This window comes from Clostridium lapidicellarium (genome assembly GCF_041224415.1).
GTDB lineage: Bacteria > Bacillota > Clostridia > Clostridiales > Clostridiaceae > Clostridium_B > Clostridium_B lapidicellarium.
Genome location: NZ_JBGFFE010000023.1, coordinates 1 through 26,158, shown reverse-complemented (window position 1 = coordinate 26,158; position 26,158 = coordinate 1). Strand labels below are relative to the sequence as shown.

General features: G+C 32.9%; 28 protein-coding genes, 4 tRNA genes, 1 rRNA gene and 3 other annotated features. Of the genes, 32 read left to right on the top strand and 1 reads right to left on the bottom strand.

The genetic code is table 11. From position 1 onward, the window contains the following. The first annotated feature begins 18 nt into the window (after positions 1–18). From AB8S09_RS12915 to disA, 24 genes are all read left to right on the top strand, one after another. Positions 19–306 carry a DUF2508 family protein gene (locus AB8S09_RS12915; RefSeq protein WP_278381939.1) on the top strand — a complete coding sequence of 96 codons (288 nt, stop codon included), beginning with the start codon at positions 19–21 and terminating at the stop codon, positions 304–306. A 112-nt stretch (positions 307–418) separates the two neighbouring features. Then, positions 419–676: a pro-sigmaK processing inhibitor BofA family protein gene (locus AB8S09_RS12910; protein WP_294183208.1), complete on the top strand. Its 258-nt coding sequence runs from the start codon at positions 419–421 to the stop codon at positions 674–676. A 77-nt stretch (positions 677–753) separates the two neighbouring features. Then, on the top strand, positions 754–1,449 hold the full coding sequence (gene sfsA, locus AB8S09_RS12905) for a DNA/RNA nuclease SfsA (protein ID WP_294183250.1): 696 nt from the start codon (positions 754–756) through the stop codon (positions 1,447–1,449). A 131-nt stretch (positions 1,450–1,580) separates the two neighbouring features. After that, positions 1,581–2,132, top strand: coding sequence for an NAD(+) diphosphatase (locus tag AB8S09_RS12900; protein WP_369869282.1), 552 nt, complete (start codon positions 1,581–1,583; stop codon positions 2,130–2,132). 38 nt (positions 2,133–2,170) lie between these two features. Then, on the top strand, positions 2,171–2,854 hold the full coding sequence (locus tag AB8S09_RS12895; protein ID WP_294183204.1) for a hydrolase: 684 nt from the start codon (positions 2,171–2,173) through the stop codon (positions 2,852–2,854). Next, positions 2,814–3,722 (top strand): EFR1 family ferrodoxin, encoded by a 909-nt coding sequence (locus AB8S09_RS12890; RefSeq protein WP_294183203.1) that lies wholly within the window; start codon positions 2,814–2,816, stop codon positions 3,720–3,722. Before AB8S09_RS12895 ends, AB8S09_RS12890 begins: the two co-directional genes overlap by 41 nt. Before the next feature lie 107 nt (positions 3,723–3,829). Continuing rightward, positions 3,830–4,015: a hypothetical protein gene (locus AB8S09_RS12885; RefSeq protein ID WP_294183202.1), complete on the top strand. Its 186-nt coding sequence runs from the start codon at positions 3,830–3,832 to the stop codon at positions 4,013–4,015. Positions 4,016–4,039: 24 nt separating this feature from the next. Next, complete coding sequence (locus tag AB8S09_RS12880; protein WP_294183200.1) at positions 4,040–4,228, top strand: hypothetical protein; 189 nt, start codon at positions 4,040–4,042, stop codon at positions 4,226–4,228. A gap of 126 nt (positions 4,229–4,354) precedes the next feature. Continuing rightward, positions 4,355–4,556: a binding site (T-box leader), on the top strand. Between the two features lie 78 nt (positions 4,557–4,634). Continuing rightward, positions 4,635–4,836, top strand: a binding site (T-box leader). 78 nt (positions 4,837–4,914) lie between these two features. Further along, positions 4,915–5,117 (top strand) — a binding site (T-box leader). Positions 5,118–5,199: 82 nt separating this feature from the next. Continuing rightward, positions 5,200–6,270 carry a pyridoxal-phosphate-dependent aminotransferase family protein gene (locus tag AB8S09_RS12875; protein ID WP_294183198.1) on the top strand — a complete coding sequence of 357 codons (1,071 nt, stop codon included), beginning with the start codon at positions 5,200–5,202 and terminating at the stop codon, positions 6,268–6,270. A 15-nt stretch (positions 6,271–6,285) separates the two neighbouring features. Then, positions 6,286–7,215 (top strand): D-2-hydroxyacid dehydrogenase, encoded by a 930-nt coding sequence (locus AB8S09_RS12870; RefSeq protein WP_294183194.1) that lies wholly within the window; start codon positions 6,286–6,288, stop codon positions 7,213–7,215. A gap of 20 nt (positions 7,216–7,235) precedes the next feature. Then, positions 7,236–8,483 carry a DUF1015 domain-containing protein gene (locus AB8S09_RS12865; RefSeq protein ID WP_294183192.1) on the top strand — a complete coding sequence of 416 codons (1,248 nt, stop codon included), beginning with the start codon at positions 7,236–7,238 and terminating at the stop codon, positions 8,481–8,483. Between the two features lie 173 nt (positions 8,484–8,656). After that, positions 8,657–9,598, top strand: a complete 942-nt coding sequence (locus tag AB8S09_RS12860) for a GNAT family N-acetyltransferase (protein WP_294183190.1) — start codon at positions 8,657–8,659, stop codon at positions 9,596–9,598. 128 nt (positions 9,599–9,726) lie between these two features. Further along, a 5S ribosomal RNA gene (gene rrf, locus AB8S09_RS12855) occupies positions 9,727–9,843 on the top strand. A gap of 7 nt (positions 9,844–9,850) precedes the next feature. After that, positions 9,851–9,927 (top strand) — tRNA-Ile (locus AB8S09_RS12850). Between the two features lie 3 nt (positions 9,928–9,930). Continuing rightward, positions 9,931–10,006, top strand: a tRNA-Ala gene (locus AB8S09_RS12845). Positions 10,007–10,164: 158 nt separating this feature from the next. Continuing rightward, a complete protein-coding gene (gene fusA, locus AB8S09_RS12840; RefSeq protein ID WP_369869281.1) occupies positions 10,165–12,255 on the top strand; it encodes an elongation factor G in 2,091 nt (696 codons plus the stop codon). A 117-nt stretch (positions 12,256–12,372) separates the two neighbouring features. After that, positions 12,373–12,612: a hypothetical protein gene (locus AB8S09_RS12835; RefSeq protein ID WP_369869280.1), complete on the top strand. Its 240-nt coding sequence runs from the start codon at positions 12,373–12,375 to the stop codon at positions 12,610–12,612. A 78-nt stretch (positions 12,613–12,690) separates the two neighbouring features. Then, a complete protein-coding gene (locus tag AB8S09_RS12830; protein ID WP_369869279.1) occupies positions 12,691–13,323 on the top strand; it encodes a histidine phosphatase family protein in 633 nt (210 codons plus the stop codon). A 178-nt stretch (positions 13,324–13,501) separates the two neighbouring features. Further along, positions 13,502–13,987: a CtsR family transcriptional regulator gene (locus AB8S09_RS12825; RefSeq protein ID WP_294183182.1), complete on the top strand. Its 486-nt coding sequence runs from the start codon at positions 13,502–13,504 to the stop codon at positions 13,985–13,987. Between the two features lie 57 nt (positions 13,988–14,044). Next, positions 14,045–14,599, top strand: coding sequence for a UvrB/UvrC motif-containing protein (locus AB8S09_RS12820; protein ID WP_294183180.1), 555 nt, complete (start codon positions 14,045–14,047; stop codon positions 14,597–14,599). A gap of 3 nt (positions 14,600–14,602) precedes the next feature. After that, on the top strand, positions 14,603–15,637 hold the full coding sequence (locus tag AB8S09_RS12815; RefSeq protein ID WP_369869278.1) for a protein arginine kinase: 1,035 nt from the start codon (positions 14,603–14,605) through the stop codon (positions 15,635–15,637). Positions 15,638–15,660: 23 nt separating this feature from the next. Beyond that, entirely contained in the window at positions 15,661–18,126 is a 2,466-nt protein-coding gene (locus AB8S09_RS12810) for an ATP-dependent Clp protease ATP-binding subunit (protein WP_369869277.1), read from the top strand. Between the two features lie 110 nt (positions 18,127–18,236). Further along, positions 18,237–19,592 (top strand): DNA repair protein RadA, encoded by a 1,356-nt coding sequence (gene radA / locus AB8S09_RS12805; RefSeq protein WP_294183175.1) that lies wholly within the window; start codon positions 18,237–18,239, stop codon positions 19,590–19,592. Between the two features lie 14 nt (positions 19,593–19,606). After that, positions 19,607–20,671 carry a DNA integrity scanning diadenylate cyclase DisA gene (gene disA, locus AB8S09_RS12800; protein WP_294183248.1) on the top strand — a complete coding sequence of 355 codons (1,065 nt, stop codon included), beginning with the start codon at positions 19,607–19,609 and terminating at the stop codon, positions 20,669–20,671. A 39-nt stretch (positions 20,672–20,710) separates the two neighbouring features. Here the strand turns inward: disA and AB8S09_RS12795 are convergent, their stop codons facing one another. Then, positions 20,711–21,112, bottom strand: a complete 402-nt coding sequence (locus AB8S09_RS12795) for a nucleoside triphosphate pyrophosphohydrolase family protein (RefSeq protein WP_294183174.1) — start codon at positions 21,110–21,112, stop codon at positions 20,711–20,713. A gap of 336 nt (positions 21,113–21,448) precedes the next feature. Between AB8S09_RS12795 and AB8S09_RS12790 the strand changes: the two genes are divergently transcribed. The 8 genes from AB8S09_RS12790 to AB8S09_RS12755 all read left to right on the top strand — a co-directional run bounded on the left by AB8S09_RS12790 (position 21,449) and on the right by AB8S09_RS12755 (position 26,050). After that, positions 21,449–22,555 (top strand): PIN/TRAM domain-containing protein, encoded by a 1,107-nt coding sequence (locus tag AB8S09_RS12790; RefSeq protein WP_294183172.1) that lies wholly within the window; start codon positions 21,449–21,451, stop codon positions 22,553–22,555. A gap of 3 nt (positions 22,556–22,558) precedes the next feature. Beyond that, complete coding sequence (ispD, locus tag AB8S09_RS12785) at positions 22,559–23,263, top strand: 2-C-methyl-D-erythritol 4-phosphate cytidylyltransferase (RefSeq protein WP_294183170.1); 705 nt, start codon at positions 22,559–22,561, stop codon at positions 23,261–23,263. Between the two features lie 13 nt (positions 23,264–23,276). After that, complete coding sequence (locus AB8S09_RS12780) at positions 23,277–23,702, top strand: Mini-ribonuclease 3 (protein ID WP_294183169.1); 426 nt, start codon at positions 23,277–23,279, stop codon at positions 23,700–23,702. Between the two features lie 73 nt (positions 23,703–23,775). Next, on the top strand, positions 23,776–24,582 hold the full coding sequence (gene rlmB / locus AB8S09_RS12775) for a 23S rRNA (guanosine(2251)-2'-O)-methyltransferase RlmB (RefSeq protein WP_294183247.1): 807 nt from the start codon (positions 23,776–23,778) through the stop codon (positions 24,580–24,582). Continuing rightward, positions 24,579–25,091: an NYN domain-containing protein gene (locus tag AB8S09_RS12770; RefSeq protein ID WP_294183166.1), complete on the top strand. Its 513-nt coding sequence runs from the start codon at positions 24,579–24,581 to the stop codon at positions 25,089–25,091. The genes rlmB and AB8S09_RS12770 overlap by 4 nt, the downstream gene beginning before the upstream one ends. A 74-nt stretch (positions 25,092–25,165) precedes the next feature. Next, positions 25,166–25,807, top strand: a complete 642-nt coding sequence (gene sigH, locus AB8S09_RS12765) for an RNA polymerase sporulation sigma factor SigH (protein ID WP_294183164.1) — start codon at positions 25,166–25,168, stop codon at positions 25,805–25,807. 83 nt (positions 25,808–25,890) lie between these two features. Next, a tRNA-Gly gene (locus AB8S09_RS12760) sits at positions 25,891–25,965 on the top strand. Between the two features lie 9 nt (positions 25,966–25,974). After that, positions 25,975–26,050, top strand: a tRNA-Thr gene (locus AB8S09_RS12755). The last annotated feature ends 108 nt before the right edge of the window (positions 26,051–26,158 follow it).

Below are 26,158 nucleotides of genomic sequence, written 5' to 3'. Positions count from 1 at the left end.
TAGGAGGGTATACACTTTATGAATAAATATAATATAGTTAGACATCTTATTGCTAAAAATTCCAAGAACATGGTCAGACAGAAGAAATTATTGAATGATATAGAGAAGGCCAGACAGGAATTGGAGAGGTGCAGAATATATTTTGATGCTGTAAAAGATCCTTATTTAGTAGATTATGCCATATATATGGAGGAAGCGGCAAAATCGAAGTATATGTATCTTTTAAATAAGGTCAGAAAGAATGGATTGAAGATAGATTATAAAAATGTCTTTCCATTTCTAAATAAAAATAGAAAGACATCTTAAAATTAAGTATAAAGAAGGCTTATTCTTTATATTAATATTTTTTTATTGCTAGAATATAATTTAAATATATTTGTGATTTGGAATGTAAGTTTATAGGGGGAATAAGCACATTATGTTTCAATATATAGGATATTTCTTAATTGCTATAGTGGGGTTATATATATTGGTGAGGGTATTTTCGTGGCCTTTAAAAATATTATTCAAGCTCATTGTAAATGCCGTGCTCGGTGTTATACTTTTAGTTATAGTGAATTTAATAGGAAGATATTTTGGATTTAGCATAGGTATTAATGCTATTACTGCCCTCATTGCGGGTTTTTTTGGTATACCTGGAGTGATATTTCTTATAATATTTAAATTATTTCTTTGAAAATTTATATATTCATTCCGATAATCTGTTATTATATTAGAAAGAAGTTATAATTTGGTTCTGCCGGAGATGGTATGGTGATATTTGACAAAAGTAATATAGTAAAAGCTAAATTTATAAGCAGGCCTAACAGGTTTGAAGCTTGTGTATATAAAGACAATTCAAAAATAATGATTCATGTTCCCAATACAGGAAGGTGTAAAGAAATATTGATTCCTGGTGCTAGAGTTATTTTAAGAAAAGAAAATAATCCTTCAAGAAAGACAGAATATGATTTGATAGCAGCTTATAAGGGGGAAAATTTGATAAATATAGATTCACAAATTCCCAATAAGGTTGTATATGAAGCTTTGAATATGAAAAAAATAGATTTTTTTAGAAAGTATATTAAAGTGGAAAGAGAAAAGATATTTGGAAATAGCAGATTTGATTTTGAATTGTGGGACAGGAATAACAGAAGGTGTTTTCTTGAAGTTAAAGGAGTTACTTTTGAAAAAAATGGAATAGCTCTGTTTCCGGATGCTCCTACAGAAAGGGGAAGAAAACATTTACTAGAATTGGTTGAAGCAAAAAAATCGGGATTAGAAGCAGCAATTTTGTTTTTAATTCAGATGACCGGTGTAAAATGTTTTACTCCTTATGATGAAGTGGATAGAAAATTTGGAGAAGATTTGAGATATGCATGGCAAAATGATGTAAAAATTTTTGCTTATGATTGTAATGTGGGTGAGTATTTTATAATTTTAAAAGACAAAATACCAGTAAAGTTATGATATTATTTTATATTTAGACAAGTTATATTATTTTATAAGATTTATAATGTAGATATAATTATATGTTTATTGACTGCATAATTTATTTAATAAAATTAAGGGGGTGTGGCTGCTTTATTGGCAGCATGTATATGAAATTTAAATATTGTCCTATATGTGGGAGAAAATTGGAAGAAAAGTATAGTTGGGATGAAGGAGGAGTACCATATTGTCCTAAAGATGATATAATGTTTTTTGATACTCCTACACCCTGTGTGATAGTTGCAGTAATAAATAAAGATCAAATATTATTGCTGAAACAAAGTTATATATATAAAAATTCTAAGGTGCTTTTATCAGGATATGTTACAAATGGTGAAACCGTAGAACAGACCGTACATAGAGAAGTATTTGAGGAATCGGGTCTTAAAGTGAAGGATTTAAAATATTTAGGAAGTGAATATGTCAGTAATAATAAAAAGGAAATAATAATGCTTACGTTTATGGCAAAATATGATGGCGGAAAGATAAAAAAATCTTCTGAAGTGGAATGGGTGAACTGGAGTCATATAGAAGACGCTCTTTGTGAAATGAAAGAAGATGAAGTTGGTAAGAGAATAGTTAGAAAAGTATTAAAAGAGCTGAACTATACTGGAAAAAAAGCTTATAGATGTGATGATAACAGCTGTGATAGAGACGTTTAGTAAAAAACATATGCATCTAATTAGTGAGGAGGGAAAAAATGGCTAAATATATACCTGAAATAAAAGGGATTACCCAGAGGCATATGATTAAAGTACCTGAAATTATCAGAGAAGCAAGTGGAATAAGAATATTTGGTAAAAGAATAAAATCTCTGTTGTTTACCACTGATGTAGCAATTATAAAAAATACGAATGCAGATGCTATCATTGCGGTGTATCCATTTACACCACAGCCTATTATAACACAGGCAATTCTTTTATCTGCCGATGTACCGGTATTTTGCGGAGTTGGCGGAAAAATGACAACAGGTAAAAGAGTTATAAATTTGGCTTTAGATGCAGAATTTAAGGGTGCTATGGGAATTGTAGTGAATAGTACTATTCCGAATGAGGTTATACGACAAATAAAAAATACTATTGATATACCTATAATAGTGACTATAGTATCTGAACATGAGGATGTAAAGGGGAGAGTGGAATCGGGATCTACCATAATAAATGTTTCGGGATCTGAAAAGACCATTGATATAGTAAAGGAAGTTAGAAAACAATATCCTAACTTTCCAATAATAGCTACAGGGGGTCCTACAGAATCTAGCATAAGAAGTACCATAATGGCAGGAGCTAACGCTATAGCATTTACACCACCTACGTCGGCTGAAATCTTGAGTAAAATTATGTTTGAAAATAGGAAAAAATATGCCGAAGAGGGACGAAGCTAAATGTTCAATTGAAAAATTGAATTATAATTTAGAGAGGAGTAATTATTTTCATTTTTGTCTGTTTGAAAGTGAAAGTAAAATTGTCATGAAGGGTGTTTTATATTATTTTAGTGGTACGGGAAATACTAAATGGGTAGCAGATAGATTTAAGGAAGATTTTGCATTTTATAACATAGATGTAGATTTATTCGATATGCAGTTTTTAGAAAACAAAAAATCAGAGAATTATGATTTTTTAATTATAGGCTCACCGGTTTATGCTGAATTTCCGCCTAAAATTGTGACTGATTTTTTAAGTGAAATTGATGATTTAAAGAGAAGAATGAAGGCAGTAGTCTATTCTACACAGGCTGCGTCTTCTTCTTCAGTGCCGGGTTTTATATCAAAGTGTTTAGTGAAGAAAGGGTATATGCCAGTAATACAAATCAGTATAAAGATGCCTAATAATTTTTATTTTGTTAAAGGAAAGAAACCTGATAAAAACACAATTGAAAAATTGCTGTTAAAGGCAGATGAAAAGGTGAAAGGTGTAGTAAAAAGTTTTGTAGAGGGAAAATCTACTATAGAAACTGTTCCATTTATTAGATTTGAATTTAATAAAATAATTTACAGCATGTTTAAAAATAGAATTCCTAAACTGTCAAAAAATATATCTTCTACTGAAGATTGTGGTAAATGCGGGTTGTGTCTTAGAAATTGTCCCGAAAGTAATATAACTTTTGAAGGAGGACATGCAATTTTTCACAGCAAATGTATTTTATGTTTGAGGTGTATACATATATGCCCGATAAATGCAGTGAGGTATAAAGGTGAAAAAATAGATCAAACTCAGAAGAATATAATGAAAACGCTTGATTTAAATAGATAAGATTAAAAGCTTCCAATGGTTTTAGATATTGGAGGCTTTTTTGAATTAAATTTTTGAATCTGGAAATACTAAAGACGTAATGTAAATGTTTTTTAGGAGTGAGTTCTATGATTTCAATCCAGAATAAAATGGTTGTTGCAGAAAACTGCAAAGAATATAGGCCTAAAAATGACGTGATGGGATTAGAAGTCAGTTATATTTCAAATAGCTGTAATGATTGCGTAAACTTTGTAGATGAACAGTGCAGCAAAAAGTTATTTGATGAGATTGAAAAAATAGTAAATATGAATTAAGTTCAGAGGGAAGGAATGATATTTATGTCGAGTGATCAGGAAATGAGGCACGTAGGAAGCTCGTGCCCAGGATATGAACCGGATGATTTTTCATTTCAATCTGGTACTGGGGAAGCTTATTATAGAAGCTGTACCAATTGCAGAAATCTCCAGGATGGAAAATGTGTAAAAAATCTTTATGATAGTGTTTTGGCAAGTTTAGATCAGTCATAATCTCATATTTTTAAAGTTAATTTTAAGGTGACATTATCACAAATTAATAACAAATATTCAAAAAAGTGTTGACATATATAAAATTAAATCATATAATAACTAATAAATCATAAATAATTAATTTAATATTATCTTATGAAGAGAATAGTAACGTGAGTTGGGTAGAAGAGAATCAGTGGCTGGTGTGAACTGATACTCATACTTTTGTGAATCCACCTTGGAGGATTATTATGATGAATAATACGGGAAAATACCGTTAAGTTAAATGAGAGGATTATATTTTATATATAATCAAAAAGGGTGGCAGCGCGAGCCAATCGTCCCTAAAGGGATGGTTGGCTTTTTTGTTTGTAATATTTGTACAAGTATTGTTCCTTATTTTTTATGGCTATAATTTAAAATTTAATATTATCTTATGAAGAGAATAGTAGCATAAGTTAGGTAAAAGAGAGTCAGTGTCTGGTGTGAACTGATACCCACATTTTTGTGAATCCACCTTGGAGGATTATTATGATGAATAATACGGGAAAAAACCGTTAAGTTAAATGAGAGGATTATATTTTATATATAATCAAAAAGGGTGGCAGCGCGAGCCAATCGTCCCTAAAGGGATGGTTGGCTTTTTTGTTTGTAATATTTGTACAAGTATTGTTCCTTATTTTTTATGGCTATAATTTAAAATTTAATATTATCTTATGAAGAGAATAGTAGCATAAGTTAGGTAAAAGAGAGTCAGTGTCTGGTGTGAACTGATACCCACATTTTTGTGAATCCACCTTGGAGGATTATTATGATGAATAATACGGGAAAAAACCGTTAAGTTAAATGAGAGGATTATATATTTATATATGATCAAAAAGGGTGGCAACGCGAGTCAATCGTCCCTAAAGGGATTGGTTGGCTCTTTGTTTTATGATTTTTACTTTATAAATGTATAACGGTGAATTAATAAATTATTTGGAGGTAAGGATATGCATAAAAAATTATTTATTCCAGGCCCAATAGAAGTGAGAAAAGATGTTTTAGAAAAAATGGCGACACCTATGATAGGTCACAGAAGTAAAGAAGCTTCAGAACTTCAAAAAAATATTAGCGATAAAATGAAAAAGGTGTTTAATACAAAAGAAGAGATTTTACTTTCTACTTCATCGGGAACGGGTCTTTTAGAAGGTGCAATAAGATGCAGCACGGCAAAAAGAGCAGCTATTTTTTCTGTGGGTGCTTTTGGAAATAGATGGTATAAAATTGCGAAGTGCAATAATGTACCGGCGGATTTATTTGAAGAGGACTGGGGAAAAGCTGTGAATGTGGATAGAATTGACAAAGTTCTGGCTACGGGTAAATACGATTCGATTTGTGTAACCCATAATGAAACTTCTACAGGAGTTATGAATCCAATAGAAGATGTAGCCGAGATAATGAAAAAATATCCGGAAGTTGTATGGTGCTTGGATACAGTTAGTTCCATGGGGGGCACTAAAATAGAAGTGGATAAACTAGGTGTGGATATATGTTTGACATCCAGTCAAAAAGCCCTGGGACTTCCTCCGGGAATGTCAATATGTTCTTTTTCACAAAAAGCAGTAGAAAGAGCAAAAAAGATAAAATTTAGAGGCTACTATTTGGACTTGCTTTCTCTGTATAATTGTATTCATGAAAAGAACTATCAATATCCTTCGACACCATCTATTTCACATATGTTTGCTATGGATTATCAGTTAGATAGGATATTGGAAGAAGGTCTTGAAAATAGGTATAAGAGACATATAGAGATGGCTGAATATGTAAGAAACTGGGCAAGAGAATATTTTGAATTGTTTGCAGATGAGAGATATCTTTCCAATACTCTTACTAATATAAAAAATACAAGAAATATAAATGTAGCTTGGTTAAATGATGAATTGGGCAAGAGAGGATTTCAGATATCAAACGGCTATGGGAAACTAAAGGGAAAGGCTTTTAGAATAGCACATATGGCTGATTTTAATCTTTCTGATGTAAAGGAACTTATAGATACTATTAACTATATATTGAAGTTATGAATGGAGGGTTTGAAATTGATAAAGGTATTGGCAAATGATGGGATTGATCAAAGAGCTTTTAATAAGCTTGTAACAAAGGGATATGATGTTTTAAATAAACATTTTGGAGAAGAAGAGTTAAGGAATAGGATAGGGGAATTTGACATTATAATAGTGAGATCAGCTACTAAAATTAGAAAAACACTTATAGATATAGCTAGAAATGGTAAGCTGAAGCTTATAATAAGAGGCGGAGTCGGGGTAGATAATATAGATGTAAATTATGCAGATGAAAATGGAATAGCTGTTAAAAATACACCTGATGCCAGCACTATTTCAGTGGCTGAACTGACACTGGCACATTTACTTGCAATTTCAAGACATCTGAATATATCCAATGTGACCATGAGAGATGGAAAATGGGAGAAAAAGAAATATAAGGGAGTGGAGTTATATGGTAAAACTCTGGGCCTCATAGGTTTTGGAAGAATTGCTAAGGAAGTGGCAAAGAGGGCCTATGCCATGGGAATGAAGATAATATATTATGATAAAATCGGAAAAGTAGAAGGATACGGCTATTGTGAATCTTGTAAATTCAATGAACTGTTGGAAAAAGCGGATTATATATCAATTCACATTCCTTTTGACAAAAATCAACATGCGGTGATAGGCAAAAAGGAAATTGAAATGATGAAGGATGGGGTTTATATAATAAATTGTGCAAGAGGCGGTGTAATAGATGAAAGAGCTCTGGTTGAGGAATTAAATAATGGGAAAGTGTCAGCCGTGGGGATGGATGTATTCGAAAATGAACCTGAACCTTGTAGGGAACTTGTAAATAATGAAAGGGTGTCAGTTACACCTCATATAGGAGGCTCAACTGTAGAAGCTCAAAAGAGAATAGGTGAGGAAATAGTGTCTATAATTGAAAATTTTTGTGTGCACAGAAAGTTAGTAAATATATAATAGTATAAAGGAGATATAAAATGGCAGTTTTAAGACCTTTTAAAGCAATACGGCCAAGGAAAGATCTGGCTAGTAGAGTAGCAGAATTGCCCTATGATGTTATGAGCAGTGAAGAAGCTAGAAAAATAGCCAAAAATAATGTCTATTCTTTCCTTCATGTTGATAAAGCTGAAATTGATTTGGATGAAAATGTAGATATCTATGATAAAAAAGTATATGAAAAAGCAAATGAAAATTTAAATAAAATGATATCCCATAATATATTGATACAAGATGGGAAAAATAATTTTTATATTTATAGATTGACTGTAAATGGAAAAAGTCAAACGGGCATAGTAGGCTGTACTTCTATAGATGATTATATAGATAATAAAATAAAAAAACATGAATGTACTAGAAAAAACAAGGAACAGGATAGAACGAACCATATAGGTATTTGTAATGCCAATACAGGACCAATTTTTTTAACTTATAGGTATAATGATGAAATCAATGATGTAGTAAATATGTGCATAAGGGAAAAAGCCGTTTATGATTTTACTGCTTGTGATGGAGTTAGGCATGAAGTTTGGGTGGTAGATGACGATGGCATAATAGAAAAAATCTGTAATCTATTTAAAGGTATAGACACTTTGTATATAGCGGATGGGCATCATAGAGCAGCTTCTGCAGTTAAAGTGGGTATCAAAAGAAGGGAAGAAAATCCAAATTACTCTGGAGATGAAGAATTCAATTTTTTCCTATCTGTACTTTTCCCGGATTCAGATTTAAATATTATTTCATATAACAGGGTTGTTGACGATTTAAATGGCTTTTCTACTGAAGAGTATTTGTCTGAGGTTTCTAAAAGGTTTTATGTAGAAACATGTGGAGGAAAAGACGGATATAATCCGTTTTGCAAGGGTACTTATGGCATGTACTTGTGTGGGAAATGGTATAAACTTACTGCAAAGGAAGGAACGTATAATTCAGCTGATCCTGTTGATAAACTGGATGTTTCTATCCTTCAAAATAATTTATTGTCTCCGATTTTGGGAATTGATGATCCGCGGACAAATAGCAGGATAAGTTTTGTAGGTGGTATAAGAGGGCTTGGAGAGTTAGAGCAAAGAGCAAAAAAATCAAGAGGTGGAGTTGCTTTTTCCATGTATCCCACTACCTTGAAAGAGTTAATGAATATTGCAGACAGCGGAAGGGTAATGCCTCCTAAGTCCACCTGGTTTGAACCCAAATTGAGAAGCGGACTGTTCATTCATAAGTTGAAGTAAATATTTAAGTTTCAAATATCAATTGTGTAAACTTCATTTGAATCTAAAAGTCACCTGATATAGTATTTTATGCTATAATATACTTAAAATTATACTTGGATTTACTTGATTCAGATGAAGTTTATATACTTTTTTAGAATTATAATTGTGGAACTTAATTGGGAGCGATAAGAATGCTGAGGGAACAGCTTGTATCCATTGATTTGGTCAAAGGTAATGATAATGAATATATAGTGAGAGATAATTTAGGCATTACCATAGGAAGAATATTTATAATTGAACTTTCCGAAGTCAATAAGTATAGTATGATTAGGTTGAAATTTTATAGATGGGGAGAACGCAGTTATAAATTATTGAGGAATACTCTGGAAAATTTTATACAAATTCTTCTTAAAAAGGCTAATTTGAATAAAATAAATATAATGGCACATGAGGATATAAATATACAGGCATTTACTGATCTGGGGTTTGAACTTGAAGGTATAATATCAAAAAGCATAAAGGCTGATTCCGAATATAAAAATGAAATATTATTTGGTTTGGATCTTGATGAAACTAAAAATATACGTATAAATAAAGGATTACATATAAAGGGAAGTCATATAACATTATCTATTTTGACACCGGAAAATGCAGCAAGTGTACTGAATTATTATATAAAAAATAGAACTTACTTAAGTGAATTTGAACCCGAACGAGAGGAAAGTTTTTATACACTTGAAGTGCAAAAAAGAAATTTAATTGAAAGCTATAAGCAGTTCTTATCTGGCAGAAGTGCTAATTTTGGTATATTTAAAGATAGGAAATTTATAGGCAAGGTACAGATATCCAATATAATGCTGGGAGTGTTTAAAAGTGCATTCGTGGGATATTCTATAGATGAAGAGGAGCAGGGCAGGGGATATATGAAAGAAGCATTGAGTTTGGTTTTGGAATATGCTTTTGATGAGCTAAAATTACATAGGATTGAAGCATCTACCTTGGTAGATAACTTGAGATCTCAAAGAGTTCTTAAAAGATGCGGATTTAAAAAACTTGGTTTAAATGAAAAATACTTATTTATAAATGGAAAATGGAGAGATCATATAACTTTTTATAAAATTAGTCCTGTATAGTTAGAAAATATTTTTTAATTGGCAGAAAATTATCTTTCAGAGGGAAATTTGACGGATTTTTAAAGAAAGTATTGACAATCAATAAAAATGTCAGTATAATATTAAACTGTAGTGCGAAAGAAAAAATATCCGGTGATAATAACGTGAAGGTAACACCCCTTACCATTCCGAACAGGCAGGTTAAGCTTCACGGTGCCGAGGGTACTGCAGGGGAGGCCCTGTGGGAGAGCAGGTCGCTGCCGGATAATATATGGATCTTTAGCTCAGTTGGTTAGAGCAACCGGCTCATAACCGGTTGGTCCGGGGTTCGAGTCCCTGAAGGTCCACCATGTGGGGGTATAGCTCAGCTGGGAGAGCACCTGCCTTGCACGCAGGGGGTCAAGAGTTCGAATCTCTTTATCTCCACCACAAGAGTAACATTTTGTTGCTCTTTTTTTTTATGTAAAAATATTTTTTATATATTTATTAAAATCATATTATTGTGAAAATTTATTTAATTTTAGCAGGGATTTTGAGACGTAAGTAGAATATATAAACTAAGTGTAAAGTGAGAGGGGGAATTGCTTATGAAAAACTACTCAACAGAACATTTAAGGAATGTAGGAATTATCGGTCACAGTGGATCCGGGAAGACTACATTAACAGAAGCAATACTTTACTATACCAAGACTATAGACAGACTTGGAAGAATTGAGAATGGAAATACTGTCAGTGATTATAATACAGAAGAAAAAAAGAGAAAAATATCTTTATCCACATCTTTAGCTTCCTGCGAGTATAACGATGTGAAGATAAATTTAGTTGATATGCCGGGATATTTTGATTTTGTGGGTGAAACTGTGGAAGGGCTGAGGGCAGTTGATACGGCATTGATTGTTGTATCAGGTGTATCTGGAGTTCAAGTTGGAACAGAGAAATGTTGGGATTATGTAAATAAATATAATTTACCGAGAGCTTTTTATATAAATAAGCTTGATAGAGAAAATTCTAATTTTGAAAAAGTTTTGGAAGATTTAAAGCGGAAATTTGGCATATCTGTAGTGCCGGTTCAATATCCTATAGGTGTTGAAAGTGGTTTTAAAGGTGTTGTAAACGTTATTTCAAAAAGGGCCAGAATATTTGATAATAAGACAAAAATCATGAAGGAAGCAGATATACCTAAAGATATTTTAGAAAAAATAGCCGAATGCAAAAATATGGTAATAGAAGCCGTAGCTGAAACGGATGAAAAACTTTTGGATAAATATTTAGATGAAGGTACTCTGGAGGATAAGGATATATATGCGGGTTTGATAAATGGATGTTCAAATGGAGAAGTAGTACCTGTAATGTGTGGTTCTGCTTTAACTGGAATAGGAATGGAAACTTTGATTGAAGATATAATTGAATGTTTTCCATCACCGGAAAATATGGTGCCTGTAAAGGCGGAAAATTTGAAAAATAATTCTGAACTAACTGTGGGAATAGATAAAAAAAAGCCTTTTTCGGCTTTTGTTTTTAAAACTATAATTGATCCGTTTGTAGGAAAATTATCTTTGTTTAGAGTTATGACAGGGAAGTTAAAATCCGATACGGTGGTATACAATGTTAAGAAGAATAAAAATGAAAAGATAGGAAGTATGTATTTTTTAAGAGGAAAACAGCAAATTCCTGTTTCTGAAATAACTGCAGGTGATTTAGGGGCTGTGGCTAAACTGCAATTTACGAGTACGGGGGATACTCTATGTTGCCCTAAATCGTCTATAGCATTTAAAGATATTGAGTTTCCTGAACCTGTGATTTCAATGGCAATTTTGCCTAAATCTAAAAATGATGAGGATAAAATATTAAATGGATTGAATAAAATGGTGGAAGAAGATCTCACATTTAAAGTGTCCAGGGATACGGAAAATGCAGAAGCGATAATATCTGGATTAGGTGAAACTCACATTGATGTTATATCGTCTAAGTTGAAATCTAAATTTGGAATAGAAGTTATTTTGCAGCGGCCCAAGGTACCTTACAGGGAGACTATAAAGAAATCCTCTGATGTTCAAGGAAAACATAAAAAGCAATCTGGAGGACATGGGCAGTATGGTGATGTGAAAATTAAATTTGAACCGAGGACTGATGGAGAAGATGATTTGGAATTTGTAGATAAAGTAGTGGGCGGGGTAGTGCCAAGACAATATATTCCAGCAGTAGAAAAAGGTCTGCGGGAATGCATAAATCATGGAGTTCTGGCCGGTTACCCTGTAATAAGGCTGAGAGCAACTCTTCATGATGGCTCGTATCATCCTGTGGATTCTTCAGAGATGGCATTTAAAATAGCTGCTTCGCTGGCCTATAAAAGAGGGCTTATGGAAGCTGGACCCATTTTGTTGGAACCAATTGAACATGTTGAAGTATATATTCCTGAATGCTATATGGGTGATGTGATTGGCGATATAAACAAAAAAAGAGGTAAGGTATTGGGAATGGAAAGCTCAGGAAAATACCAGGTGATAATAGCTGAAGTTCCTCAGGCCGAGATGTTCAGGTATGCTACAGATTTAAGATCCATGACTCAGGCTAGAGGAAATTTTACAATGAGATTTGAAAGGTATGAAGAGGTGCCGGGTTCCGAAGCAAATAAGATAATAGAAAGTAAAAGTAAAATAAAAGTTAAAGAGGGGTAAAGCAGTGAAACTGTCTCAAGATTTATTTGGGACAGTTTTTTAATGCATGTATATTTTGATAAAATAAAATAGATAATAATTTTATTGGCAATTATTTTTAATTAAAAGGAGATATCCATGTCCAGATATAAAATGAATATACGGGGAAAGATTTCCCCGGAAGATTGTAGTGTTATATACGATTATATATCAATAGCAGGAGAGAAGGATGATTTGACTGTACAAATAGATGAAAAGGAAGAGGAAAACAAAGAGATAATATACAAAATGTTAAAAAATAAAAAATTTAATATTGTTTCAGATGAGGTTTATAGTGGAAAGCGGCGTTATATAAGAGCATCTAGATATAGAAACTGAATTAAAAAAATATCATTTATATGATATAATAAAAAATTATAGGAACTATATTTTATACTTGATTAAGGAGAGAAATTTATGGTTAAATTATATATAACAAGACATGGGGAAACAGTGTGGAATACTGAAAAAAGGATGCAGGGTAGAAAGGACTCCCCGCTTACTGAAGAAGGAATTCGACAAGCCAATCTGTTGAAAAAGAGATTGAAAAGCATTGATTTTAGTGTGGTATATTCCAGCCCTTCAGGTAGGGCATTGAGGACTGCAAAAATACTAGTGGAATCTAGGAATATACCTATAATAAAAGATGACAGGCTTATGGAAATAGATTTGGGAAAATGGGAGGGATTTAACCAGAAGGAAATTGGAAAAAAGAATCCGGAGCAGCTTCATAATTTTTGGACTAGCCCTGATGTTTATGAACCAGAAGGTGGTGAAAAATTTGAACATGTAAAAGATAGGGTTGTACCATTAATTAAGGGAATTATAAATAAGTGCGATGGTAAAAATGTATTGATTGTAACTCATGCCGTAACTTTAAAAGTAATAATGGCATATTTTGAAAATACACCTTTAGAAGAATTGTGGCACACTCCGTATATCCATCAAACAAGTCTGAGTCAGGTCAATATACAAAATGGACAAGCTACTGTTATTTTACATGGAGATTCGTCACATTTAGGAAAAGTCAATAAGGTAGAGACAGTATAGAATTATAGAGCTGCATTTAAAACTTAGATATATTTTAAAAAATGGGCATAATAATGTGTATGTTGAATATATAGTGAAAGATTGCTTGATATTAGCTTATATAAGATTTGATTAAAGAGAGAATTAATAATATCATTAAATAAAAGTCAAAGAAAGTCAAAGTCAAGAAGGTGATAATGTGGCAAGGTTGTCAGATGTAATAGAAGAATTTATAAAGGATATGTTTAATAATAGTGATGAAACTCAACTTCAGATTGGAAGAAATGATTTGGCTAATTATTTCAGCTGTGCTCCTTCTCAGATAAATTATGTACTGACTACTCGATTTACTATGGATAAAGGTTATTATATAGAAAGTAAAAGAGGGGGCGGCGGATGTATAATTATAAAAAAGATGGAGTTTAACTGTAATAAAAATTTACTTAAGACCATAATTGAAAAAATAGGTGACAGTATAACTTATAATTCTGCCGCGAAAATTATAGAGAGATTATTTGAAGAAGATATAGTAACGGAAAGAGAAAACATGATATTGAAAACTGTTATAAATGATAGGACATTGGTTAATGTACAGCTTGAAAGTAAAAACAAACTAAGGGCAGAGATTTTAAAGGCGGTTATGGTACTTATATTTAATACATCTAAATTTGTTATTAATAGGTAAATATATGATATAATAAAATTATGTGAAAGGAATAAATATACATTTGGGAGTGATAATGTGCTTTGTGATATATGTAAGAAAAATGAAGCTACAATTCATATAACAAAGATAATAAATGGAACTAAACAGGAGATTAATTTATGTGAGAAATGTGCTATGGAAAAAGGAATACTTAATACTGTACCTCAGATAGATTTTGTATCACCCTTTAGTTTCCAAAATATACTGAGCGGAATAATGGACTATATGGTGAATGCCAATAATGAACAATATAAGAGTTTTGATATATCCTGTAAAAATTGCGGTACTTCTTATAATGAATTTAAGAAAACTGGTCTTCTGGGATGCAGTGAATGTTATAAAAATTTCAAAAATATTTTGGATCCGATTATAAAAAGAGTTCAGGTTAATTTGGATCACAAGGGGAAAATACCGCAAAGAGCCGGTAAAGATATGATTCAAAAAAAGAAACTTTTGAAATTGAAATCAGATCTTAAAAAGGCAGTGTCGTTGGAACAATATGAAAAAGCGGCTACAATAAGAGATATGATAAAGGATATGGAAAAGCAGCCTGATCAAGATAAAAATAAAGAAAATAAAGGGGAGGATTAGCTTATGGACAATTGGATCACTGCTTGTGATAATAAAGGGGATTTAGTTATAAGTAGCAGAATGAGGCTTGCAAGAAATTTGGCTAAAATCCCTTTTCCTCGTAAGTTGAATGTAGAAAAGAGTAGGAATTTAATAAAAAATGTGGAGAATGCATTTTATACTTTGCCCGAAATTCAAGAGAAATTTAAAACTCAATATTTATGGGAAAAAAATAATAATGAAAGACAGCTTTATTTTGAAAAACATCTTATAAGCAAAAATTTAATAGACAATAGTGATAAAACAGCCTTTATTCTTAATGATAAGGAAACTGTAAGTATAATGATAAATGAAGAAGATCATATAAGGATTCAATGTATAACGGCAGGGTTGAATTTGGAAGAGGCATATAATGTAAGTGATAAAATCGATGATCTCCTTGAAGAAAATTTAGACTATGCGTTTGATGAAAAATTAGGGTATTTAACGGCGTGTCCTACTAATGTGGGTACAGGGTTGAGGGTATCTGTTATGCTGCATCTTCCTGCACTTTCACTGAACAATCAAATGAATGGACTCTTAAATGCCCTGGCTCAAGTTGGAATGACCGTTAGAGGCTTATATGGTGAAGGCTCTAAAGTGGTGGGAAATATATATCAGATTTCTAATCAGATAACTTTGGGGCGAAGCGAGGAAGAGATATTGAGCAATCTGAAGGCTATAGTTATCCAGGTTATAAATGAAGAAAAGATTTCCAGAGAAAGCCTTATGAAAAAATATAGATATGAATTAGAAGACAGAGTTTATAGGGCACTTGGTGTATTGAGATCAGCCGTGCTTTTAGATTCAAATGAATGTCTGAAGCTCTTATCTGATGTGAGATTGGGAGTTGAGATGGGGATAATCAAAGATGTGAATAAAGTTGCTTTAAATAATCTTTTGATAAATATACAGCCAGCTGCGATACAAAAACAGTATAATAGAAATTTGTCTAGGGGAGAGAGAGATTTTAATAGGGCAAAACTTGTTAGGAAAGAATTAGCGATAGATAACAAATAGGTAAAAAAGGAAGGTGAGACATTATGATGTTTGGAAGATTTACAGAAAGAGCACAAAAAGTACTTATTTATGCTCAAGAAGAAGCTCAGGCACTTCAACATGGATATGTGGGTACGGAACATGTACTTCTTGGCATATTGAAGGAAGATGGGATAGCCAAGAATCTTTTGAATAATATGAATATTACAATTGAAGCGGTGCGGAGCTTTATAGAGGAGTATGAGGGCAGAGGCGAAGTAGATCTATACAATAAGGAAATTCCTCTTACTCCCAGAACAAAAAGGCTTTTGGAATTGAGTCTGTTTGAAGCTAGAAATTTGAATCATAATTATATCAGCCCGGAGCATATTTTGCTTGCGTTAATTAGAGAATCAGAAGGCGTGGCTTTTACTATCCTAAATAATTTGGGTGCGGACTTTAACAAACTAAGGAAACAACTTATAGAGGCACTTTCAGGAGAGCAATCTTCAAATTTGAATGGAACTAAGAAAACAAATGGTGAACCTACTCCAACTCTTGATCAGTTTGGAAGAGATTTGACGGATCTGGCAAGGGAGGGAAAGCTTGATCCTGTGATAGGTAGGGAAAAAGAGACCCAAAGGGTTCTTGAAATATTAAGCAGGAGGACTAAGAACAATCCTTGTCTAATAGGGGATCCCGGAGTAGGAAAAACTGCTATAGCAGAAGGACTGGCGGAAAAAATAGTTTCGGATAATATTCCTGAACTTTTAAAGGGGAAAAGAGTAGTCACACTGGATCTATCTTCCATGATAGCCGGTTCAAAATATAGAGGAGAATTTGAGGAAAGACTTAAAAAAGTTATGGAGGAAATAAGAAAAGCAGGCAATGTGATACTGTTTATAGATGAAGTTCATACAATAATAGGTGCAGGAGCTGCCGAAGGAGCTATAGATGCTTCAAATATATTGAAACCTGCTTTGGCCAGAGGGGAAATTCAATGTATCGGGGCTACGACTATAGATGAATACAGAAAGTATATTGAGAAAGATTCTGCTCTTGAGAGAAGGTTTCAACCTATATTGGTAGGGGAACCCACTAAGAAAGAAGCTGTTTTGATACTGAAGGGACTAAGAGATAAATATGAAGCACATCATAGGGTCAAGATAATAGATGAAGCCATTGAAGCTGCGGTAAATTTGTCAGACAGGTATATTACGGAAAGGTATTTGCCGGATAAAGCGATTGATTTAATTGATGAAGCCGCCGCTAAAGTCAGGATACAAAATTTAGTTGCCCCGCCTGATTTGAAAAAATTGGAGAAGGATCTCGAAAAGATAACGAAGGAAAAGGAAGATTCCATCAGAGTTCAAGATTTTGAGAAAGCAGCTAAATTAAGAGATGAAGAAAAGAAGTTAAAAGATAAATTGGAGGATTTAAAGACAAATTGGAAGACTAAAAAAGAGGTATCTACACTTATAGTCGGAGAGCCGCAGGTTGCATCAGTTGTATCTCAATGGACTAATATCCCTGTAGAAAAGTTAACGGAAAAGGAATCTGAAAGATTGCTGAACTTGGAAAAAATTCTTCATAAGAGAGTAATAGGTCAGGATGAGGCAGTTAAATCCATATCTAGAGCGGTGAGAAGAGCTAGAGTGGGGCTTAAAGATCCGAAAAGGCCTATAGGTTCATTTATATTTTTGGGACCTACTGGCGTTGGTAAGACTGAACTGTCAAAAGCATTGGCCGAGGCTATGTTTGGCGATGAGAACAATATGATAAGAATTGACATGTCTGAGTATATGGAAAAACATACTGTATCCAGGTTGATAGGTTCACCTCCAGGGTATGTCGGATATGATGAAGGCGGCCAGCTTACTGAAAAAGTAAGGCGAAACCCGTATTCAGTGGTGTTATTTGATGAAATAGAAAAAGCGCATCCTGAAGTATTCAATATATTGCTGCAGATATTGGAAGACGGCAGATTGACAGATGGTAAAGGAAAGACGGTGAACTTTAAAAACACTATAATAATAATGACTTCCAATGTAGGAGTTTCCACTATAAAAAAACAAAAAACCATGGGGTTTGCAGTTGATGATAAGAGTGCGAAGGAAAGTCAATATGAGAAAATGAAAGACAATATAATGGAGGAACTGAAAAAATCCTTTAGACCTGAATTTTTAAATAGGATTGATGATATAATAGTTTTTCATCCGCTGGAGGAAAAAGATCTAGTACAAATAGTGAAACTTATGCTGAAGAATGTATCTTCCAGACTTATAGCCCAAAATATAAAAATCAGCTTTACTGAAAAAGCTCAAAAGTTATTGGCAAAAGAGGGCTTTGATATAAATTATGGTGCAAGGCCGCTGCGAAGGGCTATAACTAAAATTGTAGAAGATAAGCTTTCTGAAGAAATGCTTGAGGGAAATGTTAAAAAAGGCGACAGCATAAAAGCAGATGTAAGTAATGACGAATTAACTTTCAGCAAAATTAATGCTGACAAGGTTAATGTTAATAATAATTAGCTTTGATCTAGGTATTTCTGAAGTGAGATAAAATTAAACTTTATGCCCTTTGGGGCATAAAGCTTAATTTTTATTGAATTTTAAATATTTTTATGAAAGGGGACAATTGAGTGACAAAAATAAAAACAGTTTTTACGTGCCAAAAATGTGGCTATCAGTCTCCAAAATGGATGGGAAAGTGTCCTAATTGCAACAGTTGGAACAGTATGGTAGAAGAAATTAAGTCCCCCCAACATGAGACTTTTAGACATCCGGAATTTAGCAGTACGCCAAAAAGTATAAATAATATTAAATCAGGTGAATATGAAAGACTTGATACTGGTATAATGGAATTGAACAGAGTTGTTGGAGGAGGAATTGTAAGAGGATCAATTACTCTTATATCGGGTGCTCCCGGAATAGGGAAATCTACTTTGCTTTTACAGACTGCCAGTAATATCGCTAAAAAATATGGAAGGGTGTTGTACGTTTCTGGAGAAGAATCGGAAGAACAGATAAAAATGAGAGCTGATAGACTTAAGGCATTGTCCGATGATCTTTTTATAGTTTCTGAAAATAATTTGGATAGAATAGAGAAACATATAGAAAAAAATAAACCTACATTTGTAGTTATTGACTCTATACAAACTTTGTTTAAGGAAGGCATTAGCTCGGCACCAGGCAGTGTATCTCAAGTAAGAGAAGTTTCCAACGATATTATGCGTATGGGAAAGGAAAGGAATATATCTTTTTTTATAGTAGCTCATGTTACTAAACAGGGTGAATTGGCAGGGCCAAGAGTACTTGAGCATATTGTAGATACTGTATTATCTTTTGAAGGAGAAAGAACGGGAGAATTTAGGGTACTTAGGACTGTCAAGAATCGTTTCGGTACTACCAGTGAAATTGGTGTATTTGAAATGATAGAAGATGGACTTAGAGAAATAAGAAATCCTTCTGGAGTATTTTTAGAAGAGAGAACATCTCAAAAAGAGGGTTCTGTTGTTATAGGTATAATGGAAGGTAGGAGACCTATTCTGGTTGAAATACAGGCGCTGGTTAGCCAAACAAGGGCTGTTATCCCCAGAAGAACAGTAGTTGGAATAGATACTTCAAGATTGAATTTGATTTTAGCGGTATTGGAAAAAAAGCTTAAAATACCATTCTATAACTGTGATGTTTATGTGAATGTAGTAGGCGGCCTTAAATTAGATGGCACTTTTGGAGATCTGGGACTTGCGATTGCCCTTATATCCAGTGCTAGGGCTAAAGAAATAGTATTGGATAATTTTTTGGCTGTAGGTGAAATTGGACTTACAGGTGAGGTTAGGCCCGTATCCTATTGTGGCAGAATTGTTAATGAAGCTGAAAAAATGGGATTTAAGAATATAATATTGCCATATAGAAATAAGGAAAAAATAAATACTAATAAAATAAATACTATAGGAATATCTTCTTTAAAAGAAGTATTAAATAAAGTTTTTTAATTAGGGTGATAGTTTTGAGAGTGGAAAAAGAAAAAGAACTTAAAGGCATATTGAAACTTTTGGCACCAGGGACTCAGCTGAGAGAAGGACTTAGGAACATATTAAAAGCTAAAACTGGCGGACTAATAGTTTTGGGAGACAGTGAACAGATATTAAAAATTGTAGATGGTGGATTTACTATTAATTCAGATTACAGCCCATCCTATATATATGAACTTGCAAAAATGGATGGTGCTATAATAATTAGCAGTGATTTAAAAAAGATATTATATGCAAATACTCAACTTATTCCGGATCCGAGCATCCCAACTTTTGAAACCGGTACAAGACACAGGACTGCAGATAGAGTTGCAAAACAAACTGGGGCTATAGTCATTGCAATTTCTCAAAGAAGAAATGTAATAACCATATACAAAGGGTACATTAAATATGTACTTAGGGACAGCAGTGTTATGTTAGCAAGGGCTAATCAAGCTCTTCAGACTCTGGAAAAATATGTATCCGTATTGAATAGAGTGGTAAACAACCTTAATATTCTTGAGTTTCAGGATATAGTTACGTTGTTTGATGTTATGACTGCTATTCAAAGAACTGAGATGGTGATGAGGGTAGTTTCTGAAATTGAAATATATATATGTGAGTTGGGAAATGAAGGAAGACTGATTTCCATGCAGTTAAACGAACTCATTAAAGGCGTCGAACGTGATGGAATACTTATGATAAGGGATTACTGTCAAAGTGGCATGGATTATGATGACATATATAAGCAAATTCAGGGTATAAGCTCGGATGAACTTCTGAATCTTGATTTTATCTCTAGGGCGTTGGGATATGTGGGAGTACCTCTTGTGGATACCCTGATATCACCGAGAGGATATAGAATGTTGAGTAAAATTCCAAGGATACCATCCAATGTAATAGATAATATAGTTAAAAACTTTAAGGAGCTTAAAGGTGTCATGGAAGCATCCTATGAAGAACTCGATAAAGTTGAAGGAATAGGTGAAGCCAGGGCCAGGGCCATAAAAAACGGGCTCAGGAGGCTTAAGGAACAAATCATGGTAGACAATAAACTTTAGCACAAAATAAATATAAACATACTTATTTTGTGCTAAAAACTATCTCAGTGAATATTTGCCGAGAGTATCTATTTTATCATATTCCTTTAAAAGTATATCGTACAAATTTAAATCAAGTACATTGCATAATGATGTGAGATAAAATAAATTATTGCCTATCTCATTTTGTATTATGTCCCGGCACTTATTACATAATTTGCCTTTTATCTGTGTACTCATATGAGATTTTAAAGATTCAATATCTTCATTGATGTTTTCCAGTGCATCTTGTTTTTTGGCACAGACCTCTATGCATCCACAGTTTGTAATGGATTTTGCAATTGCTCTATTTATTCTGGCATTTGATTCCTGAAGTTTGGTTATTATATCTAAAATACTTTTATGCCTTATTAACGATTCATTTACAGTATTTTGAAAATCATCAAAAATTATATCTTTCATCAAGTTCAACTCCTTATATAAATTTAACATATTATCTACAAGTTTTAATTGTAGTGTTAGATGATTTTACCAATTAGAGATTTACATTGTTTATTATATAATAAACCAAGAACAATTTTATGGATAGGGGGATTAACCTTTAAAAAGTGGACAAAAATTGTTTATGAATTCTAATTTTTGGTATAATTATCTAAAGGATATTAAATTAATATATTCATATTAAGTAAATAATTTATTAAATAAGATTAATTTTATTGAAAAAATTATTTCCTTAATATATATTAACTGTTAAAAGGTAAAAAAATATAACTGATTAATTTAGAGGAGGTGAGTCTATTGTTAAAGAAAATACTTAGAGGACTTTTTACAATAATAGGCTTAATATTAGGATATTTAGCAGGGAAAGGTGCCATAGAGTCCACTTATTTTTCTGCAGTAGCGTACTTATACAATGGGCCTATAAAAAGGATTTTATTTTTAATTATATTGACTATACTTTTTGGAATTATAATGTTTTTGGTATCGCCATGGATTAATTCTGTTATTATGAAGATAATGGATTATATTGAAAAAAGTCTTCAAAAATTACCTGCGGCTGAAATAATATTAGGAGTTGCAGGGGCGTTAGTAGGACTTCTTATTTCAGCAGTGTTTCTTGAGTTGTTGACTAAAATTCCAATTGTGGGTCCTATACTGGGAGTGGTAATAGCTATACTTATGGCTGCACTGGGTGCCAATATTGCCATACGAAAAAGAGAAGAAATTATATCTTTGATTTCCAATATAGGTTCTCGTAAACTTCAGGGAAGTAAAGATAAAAAGGGAAAAAATGGACATAGAGGATATTACCCTAAAGTTTTAGACACCTCGGTTATAATAGACGGGAGAATATTTGATATATGTCAGACCGGTTTTGTGGAAGGACCACTTGTTATACCTAATTTTGTATTGGCGGAACTTAGACATATAGCCGATTCCTCAGATGGCTTAAAGAGAACTAGAGGTAGAAGAGGATTGGATGTACTGAATAAAATACAAAAAGAATTAAATATTGATGTGATAATATATGAAAAAGATTTTCCAGAAATAGAGGAAGTTGATAGTAAACTTTTAAAGCTATCCAGGGTTTTAAATGGGAAAGTGGTTACCAACGACTATAATTTAAATAAAGTTGCAGAATTTCAAGGTGTTCCTGTTCTCAACATAAATGAGCTGGCAAATGCTGTAAAACCTGTAGTTCTCCCGGGAGAGGAAATGAAAGTGCAGATAATTAAAGACGGTAAAGAATCGGGACAGGGTATAGCTTATCTGGATGATGGAACTATGATAGTTGTAGAAGGCGGGAAGAAATCTATAGGAGAGACAAGAAATGTAGTAGTTACGTCTGTTTTACAAACAGCAGCTGGCAGGATGATATTTGCAAAACAAAAAGGAGATATGTGATCTATGGGCAGCAATTGTGCTGTTATTGTAGCAGCCGGCAGGGGAAAGAGAATGAAAAAGGGAATTAATAAGCAGTTTATTGATATCAAAGGTAAACCTATGCTGTATTATTCAATAAATTCTTTTAATAAAAGCCCTTTAATAGATAGTATTGTAATAGTTTGTGAAAAAAATGAAATTGAGTACTGTAGAGAAAACGTAATTAAAAAATATGATTTAAATAAAGTTACAAAAATAGTTGAAGGGGGAAAGGAACGTCAAAATTCAGTATTTAATGGATTAAAAGTTTTGAAAAATTGTGAAATTGTTTTAATTCATGATGGGGCGAGGCCCTTTGTAACAGAAAATATTATTCAGGATGGAATAAGATATGCCGGTGTATATGGAGCATGTGCCTGTGGCATGAAACCTAAAGATACTATAAAAAGCAGAGGTGAAAATGGGTTTTCTCAAGGTACTTTAAGTAGGGAAAAACTTTTTTTAGTCCAAACTCCTCAATGTTTTAAATACAGTTTGATTTATGATTGCCATAGAAGAGCCGTAAATGATGGAATTCAGGCTACTGATGATACCATAGTGGCAGAGCATTATGGAAATAGAGTTTATTTGTATGAGGGAAGTTACGACAATATAAAGATAACTACACCTGAAGATTTGAGTATAGCTGAAGTCATATTTGAAAATAGGGTGCCAGTTGATTTTAATTAGACAGGAGATCAAGATGAAAAATGATTTATTTAATATAAAATGGGACGATAATAGTGTAAGACAGATAAGCCCTCTTACAGTTGCCTTTGTAGGTGATGCAGTATATGAAACCTTTGTGAGGGTGTATTTGGTAGATAAACATAGGAATATGCATGTACATAATCTTCATGTAGAAGCTGTAAAATTCGTAAAAGCTCATTCTCAAAGTGAGATTATAAAAAAATTAGAGACGAAATTGTCTGAAGAGGAATTATATTTCTTTAAAAGGGGAAGAAATGCCAAATCAGGGACAGTTCCTAAAAATGCAGATGTGCAAGAATATAGATTTGCTACTGGATTTGAAACTTTAGTGGGATTTTTATATTTAACTGGGAGATGGGATAGGTTGAATCTTTTATTTAAATCAGTAACTGATTTGAGAGAAAGGGGGGAGTTTTAAGAAATTTTGTTTATAGATGATATCAATGCAATGGAATATAAAAATTAAAAATAAAGATGAAAAAGGTATGGTTATGAAAAATAAAATTGATGTTGGAAGATATGTAAATGATGATAATAATATTTTAAGGGAAGATCTGGTAGAAGGAAGAAATGCGGTTATTGAAGCTTTGAAGTCTGATAACGGTAAAACTATAGAGCAAATATTTGTTGCAGGCAGAAATGTGTCAGGATCTTTAAAAGTTATAATTGCCATGGCAAAAGAGAAGAATATAATAATAAAAAAAGTTGATAGAAAAAAATTAGACAGGATTTCCGAAACGGGAAATCATCAAGGGGTAATTGCCCAGGTAACCCCCTATAAGTATTTTGAGCTGGAAGATATATTGGAATATGCCAGAAGAAAGGGTGAACTTCCGTTTATTGTTATACTGGATGAAATAGAAGATCCCCATAATTTTGGTTCTATAATAAGGACTGCCGAAATATGTGGAGTACATGGAATTATAATTCCCAGAAGAAGGAATGTAGGTGTTACACCTGCTGTTTATAAGTCCTCTGCAGGGGCAGTGGAGTATATGAGAATATGTAAAGTTGCTAATTTGAATAATACAATACAGAAGCTTAAGGAAAAAAATATATGGGTGTATGGTGCAGACATGAGCGGGCAAAGTTATTGCTTTGATGTTGATTTTAAAGGGGCTGTTGCTTTGGTCATAGGAAGTGAAGGAAAGGGAATATCAAAATCAATTAAGGAGAAATGCGATATATTAGTAAAAATACCTATGCAAGGTAATATAGCTTCATTGAATGCCTCTGTGGCAGGTGGTATACTGATGTATGAAATATTAAAGCAAAGAATAAAAAGTGATGAAAATTGAGAAACATCTTTGTAGATGGATATAATGTGATAAATAGCTGGCCCGAGTTAAATAATATAAAAGAGTATAGTTTTGAGTCTGCAAGACGTGAACTTATAGAAATGCTGAGTAACTATGCAGTTTATAAAGGATATAAAATCTTTTTGGTTTTTGATGCCCATATGGTAATAGGAAGTCTGGAAAATAAAGAAAAGATAAATGAAAATGTTACGGTAGTGTTTACTAAGGAAAATGAAACGGCCGATTCTTTCATAGAGAAAACAGTAAATGACATAGGACGTAAGAATGAGGTTTTTGTAGTTACTTCTGATTCTTTGGAACAGCAAGTTATATTTCAAAGAGGAGCAGTGAGGGTATCTTCTATTGAATTTTATCATGAAGTTAAAAATATAGAATCCAAAATAAAAAATAAAATTCAAAACAGATATTCGAATAAAAAACATACCATTGAAGATAGGATAGAAAAGGATATGCTGGAAAAACTTGAAAAAATTCGTAAAAGTCGTTAAAATCTATTGACTATAAATTTACTTCTAATGTATAATTAAAATGTGTGATTTATATTTGTTTTGGAGGGGATATCTTGGAGAGTACAAGTCTTGAGGGCAGACAAAATTCCCCCTTTGTAGAAAAATTAGATGAAGAGGTAATTGTTGAAGCTAAAAAAGGGGATGTAAGAGCGCAAGAGTATTTAATAAGCAAATATGAAAACTTTGTTAAATCTAAGGCAAAGTCGTATTTCCTAATTGGAGCAGATAAGGAAGACATTTATCAAGAAGGAATGATAGGTCTATTTAAGGCTATACGAGACTTTAAATCGGATAAATTGTCATCGTTTAAAGCTTTTGCTGAACTTTGTGTAACTCGACAGATAATAACAGCTATAAAGACTGCTACTAGACAAAAACATATTCCGTTAAATACTTATGTTTCTTTGAATAAGCCTATATATGACGAGGAATCCGACAGAACATTGTTGGATGTATTATCGGAAGCCAAAGTAGCGGATCCAGAAGAACTTATAATTAGTAGAGAAGAATTAAATCACATACAAAGTGAAATAGGTGAGGTATTATCAAGCCTAGAAATGGAAGTGCTTACATCTTATTTGGATGGTAAATCTTATCAGGAAATTGCGTGTGATTTGGATAGGCATGCTAAGTCTATAGATAATGCGCTGCAGAGAGTTAAGAGAAAATTGGAAAAATGTCTGGCTAATAAATGAAATTACATATTGACAAAAAAATATACTTGTATTAGAATTGATAATCAGTATGTGACTTTTGATATATAATAGAAATTTCATGGGCGGAAGTAGTTCAGTGGTAGAACACCAGCTTCCCAAGCTGGACGTCGCGGGTTCGAGTCCCGTTTTCCGCTCCAAATTCAATTGCCCATGTAGCTCAGTAGGCAGAGCGTCACCTTGGTAAGGTGGAGGTCACCAGTTCAATCCTGGTCATGGGCTCCAATAATACATTAGTTTTTACAACACACCAGGGTAAGTTTATTTAAATAAAATGTGTTATAAACAAGGAGGAAGAGTAATGTCAAAAGAGAAGTATGAAAGGACGAAACC

Bases quoted from the DNA above. Each gene is read 5' to 3' on its own strand.
- AB8S09_RS12895 (WP_294183204.1), top strand. From the start codon at position 2,171: ATGGCTAAATATATACCTGAAATAAAAGGGATTACCCAGAGGCATATG.
- AB8S09_RS12835 (WP_369869280.1), top strand. From the start codon at position 12,373: ATGTCCAGATATAAAATGAATATACGGGGAAAGATTTCCCCGGAAGAT.
- rlmB (WP_294183247.1), top strand. From the start codon at position 23,776: ATGAAAAATAAAATTGATGTTGGAAGATATGTAAATGATGATAATAAT.
- AB8S09_RS12860 (WP_294183190.1), top strand. From the start codon at position 8,657: ATGCTGAGGGAACAGCTTGTATCCATTGATTTGGTCAAAGGTAATGAT.
- AB8S09_RS12910 (WP_294183208.1), top strand. From the start codon at position 419: ATGTTTCAATATATAGGATATTTCTTAATTGCTATAGTGGGGTTATAT.
- AB8S09_RS12875 (WP_294183198.1), top strand. From the start codon at position 5,200: ATGCATAAAAAATTATTTATTCCAGGCCCAATAGAAGTGAGAAAAGAT.
- AB8S09_RS12915 (WP_278381939.1), top strand. From the start codon at position 19: ATGAATAAATATAATATAGTTAGACATCTTATTGCTAAAAATTCCAAG.
- AB8S09_RS12900 (WP_369869282.1), top strand. From the start codon at position 1,581: ATGAAATTTAAATATTGTCCTATATGTGGGAGAAAATTGGAAGAAAAG.
- AB8S09_RS12810 (WP_369869277.1), top strand. From the start codon at position 15,661: ATGATGTTTGGAAGATTTACAGAAAGAGCACAAAAAGTACTTATTTAT.
- AB8S09_RS12780 (WP_294183169.1), top strand. From the start codon at position 23,277: ATGAAAAATGATTTATTTAATATAAAATGGGACGATAATAGTGTAAGA.
- AB8S09_RS12885 (WP_294183202.1), top strand. From the start codon at position 3,830: ATGATTTCAATCCAGAATAAAATGGTTGTTGCAGAAAACTGCAAAGAA.
- AB8S09_RS12795 (WP_294183174.1), bottom strand. From the start codon at position 21,112: ATGAAAGATATAATTTTTGATGATTTTCAAAATACTGTAAATGAATCG.
- AB8S09_RS12830 (WP_369869279.1), top strand. From the start codon at position 12,691: ATGGTTAAATTATATATAACAAGACATGGGGAAACAGTGTGGAATACT.
- ispD (WP_294183170.1), top strand. From the start codon at position 22,559: ATGGGCAGCAATTGTGCTGTTATTGTAGCAGCCGGCAGGGGAAAGAGA.
- AB8S09_RS12815 (WP_369869278.1), top strand. From the start codon at position 14,603: ATGGACAATTGGATCACTGCTTGTGATAATAAAGGGGATTTAGTTATA.
- AB8S09_RS12865 (WP_294183192.1), top strand. From the start codon at position 7,236: ATGGCAGTTTTAAGACCTTTTAAAGCAATACGGCCAAGGAAAGATCTG.
- fusA (WP_369869281.1), top strand. From the start codon at position 10,165: ATGAAAAACTACTCAACAGAACATTTAAGGAATGTAGGAATTATCGGT.
- AB8S09_RS12880 (WP_294183200.1), top strand. From the start codon at position 4,040: ATGTCGAGTGATCAGGAAATGAGGCACGTAGGAAGCTCGTGCCCAGGA.